This is a genomic window from Patescibacteria group bacterium (assembly GCA_034520665.1).
Taxonomy (GTDB): Bacteria; Patescibacteriota; Patescibacteriia; order JAXHNJ01; family JAXHNJ01; genus JAXHNJ01.
On the sequence record JAXHNJ010000001.1, the window covers coordinates 345,148 to 357,993 of the forward strand.

At 33.4% G+C, this 12,846-nt stretch carries 12 protein-coding genes and 3 tRNA genes; 14 read left to right on the forward strand and 1 reads right to left on the reverse strand.

Annotation, left to right across the window (positions count from 1 at the left end):
- The first annotated feature begins 64 nt into the window (after positions 1 to 64).
- From murJ to U5L76_01820, 8 genes are all read left to right on the forward strand, one after another.
- Complete coding sequence (gene murJ, locus U5L76_01785) at positions 65 to 1,693, forward strand: murein biosynthesis integral membrane protein MurJ (protein MDZ7798330.1); 1,629 nt, start codon at positions 65 to 67, stop codon at positions 1,691 to 1,693.
- A gap of 263 nt (positions 1,694 to 1,956) precedes the next feature.
- Positions 1,957 to 2,493 carry a transposase gene (locus U5L76_01790; protein MDZ7798331.1) on the forward strand — a complete coding sequence of 179 codons (537 nt, stop codon included), beginning with the start codon at positions 1,957 to 1,959 and terminating at the stop codon, positions 2,491 to 2,493.
- 268 nt (positions 2,494 to 2,761) lie between these two features.
- The gene (gene lepA / locus U5L76_01795; GenBank protein ID MDZ7798332.1) at positions 2,762 to 4,543 is read left to right on the forward strand and encodes a translation elongation factor 4; all 1,782 of its coding nucleotides are present in this window, start codon (positions 2,762 to 2,764) and stop codon (positions 4,541 to 4,543) included.
- A gap of 104 nt (positions 4,544 to 4,647) precedes the next feature.
- Positions 4,648 to 5,250: a PH domain-containing protein gene (locus U5L76_01800; GenBank protein MDZ7798333.1), complete on the forward strand. Its 603-nt coding sequence runs from the start codon at positions 4,648 to 4,650 to the stop codon at positions 5,248 to 5,250.
- Positions 5,251 to 5,285: 35 nt separating this feature from the next.
- Complete coding sequence (locus U5L76_01805; GenBank protein MDZ7798334.1) at positions 5,286 to 5,699, forward strand: septum formation initiator family protein; 414 nt, start codon at positions 5,286 to 5,288, stop codon at positions 5,697 to 5,699.
- An 8-nt stretch (positions 5,700 to 5,707) separates the two neighbouring features.
- Positions 5,708 to 6,706: a peptidylprolyl isomerase gene (locus tag U5L76_01810; protein ID MDZ7798335.1), complete on the forward strand. Its 999-nt coding sequence runs from the start codon at positions 5,708 to 5,710 to the stop codon at positions 6,704 to 6,706.
- Between the two features lie 251 nt (positions 6,707 to 6,957).
- Positions 6,958 to 7,033 (forward strand) — tRNA-Thr (locus tag U5L76_01815).
- Positions 7,034 to 7,228: 195 nt separating this feature from the next.
- Positions 7,229 to 8,008: an alpha/beta fold hydrolase gene (locus U5L76_01820; protein MDZ7798336.1), complete on the forward strand. Its 780-nt coding sequence runs from the start codon at positions 7,229 to 7,231 to the stop codon at positions 8,006 to 8,008.
- 155 nt (positions 8,009 to 8,163) lie between these two features.
- Here the strand turns inward: U5L76_01820 and U5L76_01825 are convergent.
- Positions 8,164 to 8,237 (reverse strand) — tRNA-Gly (locus tag U5L76_01825).
- Positions 8,238 to 8,260: 23 nt separating this feature from the next.
- On the opposite strand from U5L76_01825, the gene U5L76_01830 reads away from it, so the two are divergent.
- From U5L76_01830 to U5L76_01855, 6 genes are all read left to right on the forward strand, one after another.
- Positions 8,261 to 9,832, forward strand: coding sequence for an RlpA-like double-psi beta-barrel domain-containing protein (locus U5L76_01830; GenBank protein MDZ7798337.1), 1,572 nt, complete (start codon positions 8,261 to 8,263; stop codon positions 9,830 to 9,832).
- Between the two features lie 4 nt (positions 9,833 to 9,836).
- Positions 9,837 to 10,517 carry a cell division ATP-binding protein FtsE gene (ftsE, locus tag U5L76_01835; protein MDZ7798338.1) on the forward strand — a complete coding sequence of 227 codons (681 nt, stop codon included), beginning with the start codon at positions 9,837 to 9,839 and terminating at the stop codon, positions 10,515 to 10,517.
- A gap of 4 nt (positions 10,518 to 10,521) precedes the next feature.
- Positions 10,522 to 11,445, forward strand: a complete 924-nt coding sequence (locus tag U5L76_01840) for a permease-like cell division protein FtsX (protein ID MDZ7798339.1) — start codon at positions 10,522 to 10,524, stop codon at positions 11,443 to 11,445.
- A gap of 193 nt (positions 11,446 to 11,638) precedes the next feature.
- Positions 11,639 to 11,709, forward strand: a tRNA-Gln gene (locus tag U5L76_01845).
- Positions 11,710 to 11,764: 55 nt separating this feature from the next.
- Positions 11,765 to 12,475 (forward strand): TVP38/TMEM64 family protein, encoded by a 711-nt coding sequence (locus U5L76_01850; protein ID MDZ7798340.1) that lies wholly within the window; start codon positions 11,765 to 11,767, stop codon positions 12,473 to 12,475.
- The gene (locus U5L76_01855) at positions 12,468 to 12,800 is read left to right on the forward strand and encodes a hypothetical protein (protein MDZ7798341.1); all 333 of its coding nucleotides are present in this window, start codon (positions 12,468 to 12,470) and stop codon (positions 12,798 to 12,800) included. The genes U5L76_01850 and U5L76_01855 overlap by 8 nt, the downstream gene beginning before the upstream one ends.
- Positions 12,801 to 12,846 lie beyond the last annotated feature (46 nt).

A 12,846-nucleotide genomic window follows, 5' to 3' on the forward strand; every position in this document is an offset into this window, starting at 1 on the left:
TTGGTTATAAAATTTTTATTATTAGATTGATTTTAGGCCTAAAATCTGCTAAAATCAGATTATTATGTGGCGAAAAGTCTGGAATAAACTTCAAAACACTGTAGCTGGCGGAGCTATTATTATAGCTTCGGCTTCTGTTTTATCAAAGGTTTTAGGCTTAGTGCGCGACCGGCTTTTGGCTTCTTCTTTTGGAGCCAGTGATATTTTAGACACTTATTTTGCCGCTTTTCGTTTGCCAGATCTTATTTTTAATATTTTAGTTTTAGGAGCTTTGTCTTCGGCTTTTATTCCGATTTTTATTGAGTATTGGAAAAAAGGTAAAAGCGCCCTGGCTAGAAAAGAAGCCTGGCATATTGCTAATTCTATTTTGAATATTATAGTAGTTTTTTTATTTATCTTGGGATTAATATTTTTGATTTTTGCTCCCCAATTAGTTTCTTTAATTACTCCCGGTTTTGACGCGCAAAAACAAGCTATGACCACTAGGTTAACTCGTATTATGTTAGCTTCAATTTTACTTTTTGGCGTTTCTAATGTTTTTTCCAGTATTTTAAATTCTTTTCGCCGCTTTTTGGCCTATGCTCTAGCCCCGATCATGTATAACGTCGGTATTATCTTTGGTATTCTTTTTCTTTATCCGGGTATGGGCATAGAAGGTCTGGCCTGGGGGGTAGTTTTAGGCGCTTTTTTACATATGGTCATTCAGCTGCCAGCTGTTTTAAAAACAGGCTATCGTTATAAACGAGTTTTTAACTACCATCATCCTGGAGTTAAAAAAATGGCCCGACTTATTTTACCTCGCACTTTTGGATTAGCTATTTTTCAGATTAATCGTTTGGTTATAACCATCGTTGCTTCGACCTTAATGGCTGGTTCAATCGCCGTTTTTAATTTAGCTAATAATTTGCAGAGTTTTCCCATCAACGTATTTGGTGTCTCTTTAGCCATAGCTGCTTTTCCTTTGATGAGCAGCGCTTTTGCTGAGAAAGACACTGGCAAGTTTGTGCTTCATTTTTCAGTTACCTTTAGACGTATTCTATTTTTAGTAATACCTGCCTCAGTTTTAATCCTTTTATTAAGAGCTCAGCTGGTGCGAGTAATTTTAGGATCCGGCTCTTTTGACTGGCAAGATACTTATTTAACCGCTCAGACCCTGGGGTATTTTTCATTATCTCTTTTTGCTCAAAGCTTAGTCCCAGTTTTGGCTCGTTCGTTTTATGCTCACCATGACACTAAAACGCCAGTTAAAGTCAGTATTTTTTCTTTGGTTATAAATATAATCGGCTCAGTGATTTTAGGTAAAGTTATGGGAGTGACTGGCCTGGCCCTTTCTTTTTCCATTGCTAATATTATAAATATGATTCTTTTACTGGGTATTTTAAGGAATAAAATGGGCTATTTGGATGATAAAAAAATAATTAATTCCACTTTGAAAATAGCCATGGCCAGTATAGTCATGGGCGGCGTAATCTGGCTGGTTAAGCGTTTTTTGGTCTTAGGTATCGATATGAGCACCTTTGTCGGAGTGTTTTTACAGGGCCTAATAGCTGGTTTATCTGGTATAATAGTTTATTTATTAATAGCTTTGATTTTCCGTTTTGATGAAATTTCAATAATCACTAATTGGTTTAGAAGAACCAAGAAAAAAATTATTAATAATACTAAGAATAATTCCAATAATAATTATAAATAAATATTTCTTAGCCACTTCAGTGGCGTACTGTAACCTTACTCACAAATTCAATCATACGCGACTAAAGTCGCTAGGAAATATCTTATAGAATTTCTTAGCCACTTCAGTGGCGTACTGTAGTAATCCTTAGCAAAAAAATACCTTGTTCACAAATTCAATCATACGCGACTAAAGTCGCTAGGAAATATCTTGTAGAATTTCTTAGCCACTTCAGTGGCGTACTGTAATTTAAATAAATAATATTAAAATTAATTTAAATTATCATGTCTAGATATTTTGTCGATAAATCATATTATTTTGTTACTGTACCAACAAATAAAAGGTATCACTTCTTTAATAGTAATACTAAAAAGAAAATAATTCTGGATCAGATAAACAGAGTATGTAATGCTTATAATTTAAAAGAATTTAATTTTGGTATTATCTCTAATCATTACCATTTTGTGGCTTATTTTAAAGAAGGAAGTATTATGCCAAAAATATTAAAGCAAATTAATGGTCGAAGTTCTTATGAATTAAATAAATTGACTGATAATAAGAAAGAAGTGTGGGGAGAATATTACATATATTTAATTGAAGATGATGTTTTGTTAGCAAAAGCACTCGGTTATGTAGTGGGTAATCCTTTAAAACATAAAGAAATTAAATCGTTTAAAGAATTAGAAAAATATCCTTTTTCCAGTTATAAGTCACTTATTAAAAGAATGGATAAAAAGGATGTTAATCAATATATCCGATCTGTTATTAATATAAGGGAAAATGATTTTACCGCAAGTAATTTTAAAGTTAGATGTGAATAAATTTATGATGAAATATTTTATAGTATTTCTTAGCCACTTCAGTGGCGTAGCTATAATAATCTTTAATAAAAAAATACTTTACTCACAAATTCAATCATACGCGACTAAAGTCGCTAGGAAATATCTTATAGTATTTCTTTATAGAATTTCTTAGCCACTTCAGTGGCGTACTGTAGTAATCCTTAACAAAAACTTTACTCACAAATTCAATCATACGCGACTAAAGTCGCTAGGAAATATCTTGTAGAATTTTTTAACAAATTTTTATATGATTAGTAAAATAAGAAATTTTTGTATTATTGCCCATATCGATCATGGCAAATCAACTTTAGCTGACCGGTTTTTAGAATTAGCCGCTCATGTGCCCAGAAGAAAAATGAAAGAGCAGTTTCTTGATCAGATGGACTTAGAAAGAGAGAGAGGTATAACCATTAAATTACAACCGGTTCGCTTAAATTATCAAAGTTATGAACTAAACTTAATTGATACTCCCGGTCATGTGGATTTTTCTTATGAAGTATCGCGTTCTCTGGCTGCGGTTGAGGGAGCGGTGCTATTAGTAGATGCTACCCAGGGTATTCAAGCTCAGACTTTGGCTAATTTATATTTAGCTTTAGATCATGATTTAGCTATTATTCCGGTTATTAATAAGATAGATTTACCCAATGCTCAAATAGAAGAGTCTGTTAAAGAATTAAGTGATTTATTGGGAGTAGAAGAAAGCGAAGTAATTAAAATATCAGCTAAAAAAGGTACTAATGTAAAAAAAATATTAGAGCAAATTGTTAAACAAATACCAGCCCCGCCAGAACAAGAGAAAAATGAGTTAAAAGCTCTGGTTTTTGATTCAAATTATGATGATTATAAGGGAGCGGTCGTGCATACTCGACTTTTTTCTGGTCAAATAAAAGCTGGTGATAAAATTTTATTTAAGGCCCAAAATAAAATTACTGAAGTTTCAGAAGTAGGCTATTTCAGTCCTTTTTTTAAAAAAACCGAGCAATTAAAAAATGGCCAGATTGGCTATTTGGTGACCGGCTTTAAAAATATTAGTGATATTAGAGTAGGGGATACTATTATCCATCAGGGTTCAAAAATTAAACCTTGTGCTGGTTATAAAGAGGTAAAGCCCATGGTCTTTGCCAGTCTTTTTCCATCTAGTGGAGATGATTATAAAAATTTGAGGAAAGCTATTGAAAAGTTGAAACTCAATGACTCTTCGTTGATTTTTGAACCAGAAAGCTCTCGGGCTTTGGGTTTTGGTTTTCGGTGCGGTTTTTTAGGGCTTCTACACCTGGAAATAGTCCAGGCAAGACTAGAAAGAGAGTATGATATTGGTATCATTACTACTGTGCCCAGTGTGGCTTATCAGGTTAAATTAACTAATAATAGAGCTAAAACCATACACAATGCTGAAGAATGGCCTGAGCCGGAGGAGATAGAAGAGGTTAGAGAACCTTTTGTTAAGCTTGATATTATTACTCCCCAAAAATACATCGGACAAATTATGCCCTTGGCCGAAAATTTTCGGGGGAATTACCTAAATACTGAATATTTACACAGTACTCAGGAAACCAGGGCTATTTTACATTATGAAATGCCGCTTTCTTCCATTTTGACCTATTTTTATGATAAACTAAAGAGTGTCTCTTCTGGCTTTGCTTCCTTAAACTATGAATTTATTGATTACAGGCCAGCTGATATTACTAGGATAGAAATTTTAGTGGCTGAAGAAAAAGTACCGGCTTTATCCTGTCTGGTTTATAAAGACAGCGCTTATAAGCAAGCCCGGCAGATAGTGGATAAATTAAAGGAGATTATTCCCCGTCAACAGTTTGTGGTTAAAATCCAGGCCCTGGTTGAAGGTGATATTATCGCGGCCAGCCGCCTAGCCGCTCTACGCAAAGATGTCACGGCTGGACTTTATGGCGGAGATGTTTCTCGTAAGAAAAAACTTCTTCAAAAACAAAAAAAGGGTAAGAAAAAAATGCAGTCTCAGGGAAAAGTGGAGATACCCACTAAAGCTTATTTAGAGGTGTTAAAACGTTAATAAAATAAGGGGGCGATACCCAAAAATAAAAGCCCTAAAACTGCTAGCACGGCAATAATAGACCAAATAATTCTAACTTTTCTTTTTCGTTTCTTATTTATCATATGAACTTAGATTATTATAACAAAAATCTGGAAGAAAATGAAGAAATAATCAAAGTAGTGCGTCAGCACCCGATTGTTTTAATTAAACCAGTTTTCTGGCTGGGCTTGCTAATCTTACTAGACTTTTTCTTAATTACCTGGCTTTTTGCTAAAGGATTATGGGGGGTTTTGGTTTTTGTTTTAGTGCTTACTTTACCTTCTTTGTTAATTATGCGTAGTTGGGTCATTTGGAAAAAAAATATGATTATTATTACTACTAAAAGAGTGATTGATATTGACCAGCATACTTTATTTCATAAGGTAGTTTCAGAATGTAATTATAGAAAAATTCAAGATGTTAGTTTTAAAGTTAAAGGGATTTTTGCCACTATTTTTAATTTTGGTCAAATTCAAATTCAGACCGCTGGTAATCAGGCTAATCTAGAAATAAGAAATATAAAAAACCCTAATGAGATACAAGAAATAATAACAGATGCCCAAAGACAAGATCTTAAAAATAAGGATAAAAATATAGAGACTGATCTGCAGGAGGCTGTTGATAAGATAAAAAGCCGTCTGGATGACGAAACCATTAAAAAGCTTTTTAAACCGGATAATGAATAAGTTTTACAATTAATTAATATTAAGTTATTATAACTATGCCTCGTAAGAGAAAGTCGCCCTTTATTAAAATAATTTCATCAAATCTTTTTATAGTGGCTAGTATAGCAGTTCTTATATTTTTAGGCGTTTCTTTGAGTAAGGAGATGATTAGACGACACCAAATATCACAAAGAATAAATTCTTTAGAATCCGAGATAGAAGCATTGGAAGAGTCAAATACTGAACTTTCAGATCTGATTGATTATTTAAAAAGTGATGAGTTTCGAGAAAAAGAAGCCAGGCTTAAAATGGGCTTAAAAAAAGAGGATGAAAATGTAATTGTAGTCCCTAATTTAAATACAAATGAGAATATTAATAAATCAACAAAACTAGCCAATAACAGCAATCAAGCGGCGGAAAATATAGAATTTTCTAATTTAAAAAAATGGTGGCGTTATTTCTTTAATTAAAAAAATATATGGAAGCAAATAAAAAAATCAAAAGTAAAAAAAGTAAAGTTATTAGCTTAATATTTTTATTATTAGTGGCTCTGATAATAATTTTTATTTTAATATTTGCTATTGGCATTTATGGTTTTAACTGGCAAGATTCTTTTACCAAAAAAGTGAGCCAAATTGTGCCTTACCCTTCAGCTTTAGTTAATTATAAATTTTTAAGTTATCATGATTTTTTAGAAGATAAAGAAACCTTAAGCTATTATTACGAAAATATGCCTGTTGTTGAGACTAATCAAGCTAAACCTAATAACAGAGAGATTAATCAGCTTTCTATAAGTCGGTTGATAAAAAATGAATTTCTTAGACAAGAAGCCAAAGATTATGATCTTAATGTGACTGATTTGGAGCTTGAACAGGAAATGCAAAAAATTATAAATCAGTCTGAAAGTAAGCAAGGAGTAGAAGATATTTTAAAAGAGATTTATAATTGGCAGCCGGAGGATTTTAAAGAAAATGTTCTTCGTTATTATTTATTACGCTCTAAATTACAGGATGCTTTAGTGGCTGATGAAAATTTATCAGTAAATAAACAAGCCAAAGAAAAGGCTGATGAAGTTTTAGAAAAAGTTAATAATGAAGAGAAGTCTTTTGAAAATTTAGCTAAAGAATATAGCGAAGACGACACAGCCAGCCAAGGCGGTTATTTAGGCTTTTTTAGTCAGGGTGAAATGGTTTCTGAATTTGAACAGGCAGCTATGGCTTTGGAAGAAGACGAAACCTCTGGCTTGGTAAAAACAGAGTTTGGCTATCATATAATAAAATTATTAAGTAAAAAAGGCGAAGGTGAGGATTTAGAGCTTGAAGCCAGTCACATTTTAATAAAAACAGCTAATATTGATACTTATATTAACCAAGAAATTAAAAAAGCTCGTATTTATGTCTTTTTAAAGGATATAAAATGGGATAAAGAATTAGGCAGTGCTTCTTTACCAGGGGTAAACACCAATACTAATCAGTAGTAAAAAATAAAATAAGAAAAGCGCTTTTACTTTTTTAAAAGCTTTTTTTATACTATAATACGAGAGTATTATCATGTTTTAGGTGGGTAGCTTTTGCTTGTTTGTTTAGGCGAGAAATAAAGAGTAAAAAATGATTAATTGATTTGCCAGGAGCCAAGGATCCGAAATAGCTCTCGCCCGCTAGCGCCTTCGCGCAAGCAATGGCGAGCGGGCAACTGGTAGAGCCAGGCTTTTGTCTGCTGAACTTACCGGCCGTCTTAGCTCAACTGGTAGAGCAAACGCTTCGTAAGCGTTAGGTTTCCGGTTCAAGTCCGGAAGACGGCTCCAAGCCTACCCGGACCAATAAAGCCTAGGTTATCGGTTCAAGACGTCTGGCAGTAGAGTAAAGCTTTTTTTAATGGTTAAGTTATTAATTTTCCGAGGAAAAAGGCAATTTAGGATAATTAGCCCGTCTAATAAAACTATTCACAAGTATTAAACTATTGGCTTTTTGATTCATTAATTGGCCTTTAATATAATCTTATGAAACAAGAAAATAATAATTTTTTGGAAAATTCAAAACCTTTTTATTTTTCAGGAAATAAAGTTGGAGTAATTTTAATACACGGTTTTACTGGCTCGCCAGCTGATTTAAGGGTCTTTGGTCGTTATTTAGCCAAGCAGGGCTACACAGTTAAAGGTATCCGTTTAACTGGTCATGGTATTCATCACACAGTTTTAAAAAAAACCAATCGTTATGACTGGTATTATTCTCTGAAAAGATCAATTAATGAAATTAGAGACCAGGTAGAAGAAATTTTTTTGGTTGGCTTTTCTATGGGCGGAGACTTATCCATTTTGTATAATGAAATGGAAAAAGGGGTTAAAGGTATGGTTCTAATTAATACTCCTATTTATACCAAACCCTCCCGTCTAACCTTTTGGTTTATTCCTTTAATAAAAAGATTCAAAAAATTTAAGATAAAGGGTTGGGCTAAAAAAACAGATAATTATTTTGAAAAGCGTTGCGCTTGTTCTTATACCAAAATTCCGCTGGACAGTGCCTGGCAATTTTACAAGCTTGTGCAGGAAAGCAAGGCTGTGGCCGAAAAAATTAAGATTCCTGTGTATTTAATCCAGTCGCGTCATGACCAAGCTATAAACGCTGAAAGTGTAAATTTTTTGGATAAAAAAATTAAAACCGTTTATAAAAAGGATATAATTAATACTCATTTACACGGACTTTTGTCAGAATATGAAAAACGGGAAAATATTTACTCAAATATAAATGATTTTATTAAAAAAAGTTCAAAAATTGTTTAACAAAGTATTAATTTTGTGTTATAATAAAAAAAACCTAAAGTTAAGGTTTTCTGGAGTCGGTAACGGGAATTTCAGCCAGAAGCTGATGCGCCTCAGGCGCAGAACCTGTATTAATACTTAATGAAATAAACTTATTTTCCGTTAATATTTAAGTTTGGAGCAGGTAACGGGAATCGAACCCGTGCCTTATCCTTGGGAAGGATATATTCTACCACTAAACTATACCTGCCTTAACAAAATTATAAACAAAAAATGCCTAAAATTCAAATAGTCAATTGTAAGAAAAAATATTTTTATATACTCTTTATATTTATTTTATTAGGGAGTATTTTTTTACTGATTACTCCGGTTCAAGCTATAGATAAAAATAAGGTCAGTATTCATCTTGGTTCCCGTGAGATTAAGAGGGGATACACCATTGATAAACCGGATGGCTTGATGAGACTAGCTGTTTTCCCATATGTTTTAGACCGCCCGGCCGATATAAAACTGGAAAAAATTTCAGATGAGGGTCTGCCACAGCCAGAAAATCTGATTCGTGTTAGTGATGTTTTTGAATTTGATATTGTTACTGACCCAATTAAAATATTTGCCAAGGAAGTAATTATTGTTCTTGATTATAATTCTGATAACAATAAAACTAAGAAAATTTATTTTTATGATAGTAATCAGGATAAATGGCGACCGCTATATTCAATGACTAATTATCAGGATAAATGGGTCAGAGCCTACACTCATTTACCCTATTCAAAAATTGCTGTTTTTGAAGAAGATTTAACTTCTGAAGGTTATGCCACCTGGTATCGTTCTAAATATACTTATGGTTGTGCTTCTAATGATTATCCCATGGATTCAAGGCTAAGAGTAACTAGTTTGCAGGATAGCAATCAGTCAGTTATTTGCCGGGTTAAATCTACCGGGCCCTTTACTGATAATGCTATTATTGATTTATCATTAACTGCTTTTGAGACTCTAGCACCGGCTGGGCAGGGAAAAGTAAAAGTGCATATAGAACCGTTGGAAGAAGATAATACTAATGTAGGCCCGACGGTTCAAGGGGCTACTATGCCAATAATATCAGCCCCCGTGGCCATGATATATGACGCTGACAATTATAAAGTATTATATGAGAAAAATTCCTCCCAAAAGCGCAGTATAGCCAGTATTACTAAATTAATGACAACAATAGTTTTTTTAGAAACTAATCCTGATTTTGATAAAGTAGTCACTATCCAAGATTCTGATAAACCACGCCCTGAACCGGGAGTAGGAATTAAGGTTAAGGAAGAGGATAGAATTAGTGTACGTGACCTCTTTAACGCCATGCTCACCGGTTCAGCTAATAACGCCGCTTTAGCTTTAGTCAGGTCAACCGGTTTGAGCCAAGAAGAGTTTGTTAATCGTATGAATATTAAGGCAAAAAAAATTAATATGCTCTCTACTCATTTTGCTGACCCGACTGGCCTGGCAGTGGGTAACAAATCGACCAGCACAGATATTGCTCTATTAATCAACTATATAATGAATCGTCCAGGAGTCAGACAAGCGACTACTCAAGCCAATTATACTTACCATATTATAAATGAAAATGATTATAATACAATAAAAAATCCTTTATATCTCTTTTCTAATTCTTTATCCAGTTACCCGGTAGTTGGGGCTAAAACTGGTTTTATTAATGAAGCTGGATATTGCCTGACTGTTGAATTTAAGCATAATAACGGCCGTGAATACCAAGCCGTAGTTTTAGGCAGTTCAACTCGCAATACCCGAATTAGTGATATGGTTAAATTGATTGATTATGCCCAGGAATTTATAAACTAAATTTATGATAAAATTTGTTAACGTTAGTAAAATATATCCGCCAGATACCGTGGGGTTAAAAAATGTTAATCTCCATATCCATCCGGGTGAATTTGTTTCTATTGTTGGTCAGTCAGGTACTGGCAAAAGTACTTTTGTTAAACTAGTTTTGGCTGAAATAAAACCGACTAAAGGGAAGGTTATTATTGGTGGCTGGAATATTACTGATATTAAGCCAAGAGAAGTACCTCTACTAAGAAAGCAAATGGGTACTGTTTTTCAAGATATTAAACTTTTGCCGAAAAAGACTGTTTTTGAAAATGTAGCTTTTGCTATGGAAGTTTGTGGAGAAAAAAGTGAGAAAATTAACGAAGTAGTGCCGCAAGTTTTAAAAATTGTTGGTTTGGAAGATAAAAAAAAGCGTTTTCCTCATGAAATATCTGGGGGAGAACAACAGAGAGTAGCTATTGCCCGGGCTTTAGTACACCGCCCCAAAATTTTACTGGCTGATGAACCGACTGGTAACTTGGATTCAATCAACGCTCATGAAATAATCTCATTACTTAAAAAAATTAATGAATTTGGTACTACCGTTGTTCTAGTGACGCATGATCGGGAAATAGTAAATTATCTCAAAAAAAGAGTAATAGCCTTAGATCAAGGCCAGATAATCTCTGATAAAGAAGGCGGCAAATATATTTTATAAAATTATGATCGGTTTAACTTTAATTAGATCAATAAAACTAGGTTGGCAGAATTTCTGGCGTAATCGCTGGCTTTCTTTAGTCACTGTTATTATTTTAATTTTGACTCTTTTTCTTATCTCTTTAGTCGGAAGTTTAAAGATTGTAGCTGATCAAACTTTTGACTCAGTTAAAGAAAAGGTGGATTTTAGTATTTATTTTGAGCCAAGTGCTGAAAAGAATGAAATAACTGAGATAAAAAATCGTTTTGAAGAAATGAATGAAGTTAAATTAGTGAAGCACATTACCCCTCAGGAAGCCTTAAAGGATTTTAGGGAAGAGCATAAAAATAACGAAGCTATAATTGAAGCTTTAGAAGCCTTGGAAGATAATCCCTTGGGATCTGTTCTAGTAGTCAGAGGTAATGATCTCAATGATTATGAAGCTATTAGCCAGATAGCTCAGTCTAATGAGTATGAAGATATTATCCAAACTAATGAAAATGATTTTGAGGATAATAAAACTCTAATTAGCCGACTTTCCAGTATTACTAGTAACATTAATCATTTTGGCTTGATTTTAATAGTTGTCTTTGCTACTATATCATTTCTAGTTATTTTTAATACTATTAGGATTACTATATACTCTTACCGCAGTGAAATTGGTATTATGAAGTTAGTCGGTGCTTCTAATAATTTTGTACGAGCGCCTTTTATAATTGAGAGTATTTTGTATGCTTTGGTTTCCAGTATTATTTCAGTTATTTTACTTTATTCACTAATAAACAGCCTGGAGCCCTTTTTAAATAATTTCTTTACTGGTTATAATCTTAATATAGTTAATTATTTTAATAATAATTTTTTGTTGGTATTCGGATTTTTAGTGCTAGTCTCTATATTTTTGTGCGTAGTCAGTTCAATAGTAGCTGTGCGCCGTTATTTAAGAGTGTAGGATTTTATCAGGGAAGGGGAAATCTTAACCTTGAACCCTTTCTTTTATTAATAGAGAGTCAGCTTCAAACTCAAAATATATAGCGGGATCGTCTTCGCCTTCGCCCTTTAATTCTCTTTTGACTTATTTCCTTGCTTCAAGATCAATTTCGGGCTTCGGCCGATAAAATGTTAATACTAAAATATTATTACATTGCGGGATCGTCTAATGGTAGGACTCAGGCTTTTGGAGCCTGCTATCCAGGTTCGAATCCTGGTCCCGCAGTATTTTTTAAAATAAAATCGTCGCTGGATTTTATTTTTTTTGTTATAATAAAATTATGACAGCCGAAACAAAAAATAATAAATTCTATGAACACCGGGCTTTTTGGGTAATTTCGATTATAGCTTTAGTAGTAATTTCACTTTGGATTTTAATTTATTTGAATAAAGACTTATGGCAGCTTTTTACTGATCAGGAGGCTTTGCGGCATAGAATAATTTCATTTGGCAATCTGGCTCCAGCTTTTATAATTATTTACTATATTTTCCAAATTTTAGCGGCTCCTTTACCAGGACAAACTATTGATCTGGTTAACGGCTATATATACGGACCCTTTAAAGGAGCTTTAATTTCTCTTATTGGTCTTTTTTTGGGTAGTGTGATTGCTGTTTCCTTAGCTAGAATATTTGGCCGGCCTTTACTCAGACATTTTCTTTCTGATTATAAACTGAAAAAATACCGAAGTTGGATTAACCGCCGGTCTCTTTTTTTCTTTTTTATTTTATTTTTAATACCCGGACTGCCTGATGATTTGCTTTGTTTTGCCGCTGGCTTGACTCGTATTCCTTTATGGCAGCTTATTCTCGTTATACTCTTAGGCAGGACTCCAAGTATTATTACTTCGGTTATTTTCGGAGCTACTGGCCAATCTCTAAATCCAATGCAGTTTACTTTAGTAATTTTAGGAGCTGCTGTTTTGGTGTATTTATTAATTAAATTTTTACCTAAGAGTAAAAGATTAAAAAAATACTTAAAAAAACATGTTTAAAAAATCCCCATTTTATAAAATTAAAACCAGTGTACCACTTAATTATGCCCAGCCAGTGCGAGAAGCTATGAGCCAGGCTGGTGCTGGAAAGCAGGGTAATTATATAAATTGTTCTGGCTCTTACTCAATAACTGGGCGTTTTACGCCGATTAAAGGGGCTAAGCCAACCATTGGTAGCCAAGGGAAAGAGGAAGTGGTTAAAGAAGAAGCTATAGAAATGCTTTGCCATAAAAACAAAATAAAAGCAGTAATTAAGGCTTTAAAAAAAGCTCATCCTTACGAAGAGCCGCCGATTGATATTTTTGAAAGAATTGATATTAAATAATTTTAATAATTTCTAATTTTAGAGTTGTTTATTAGTGGAAAATATG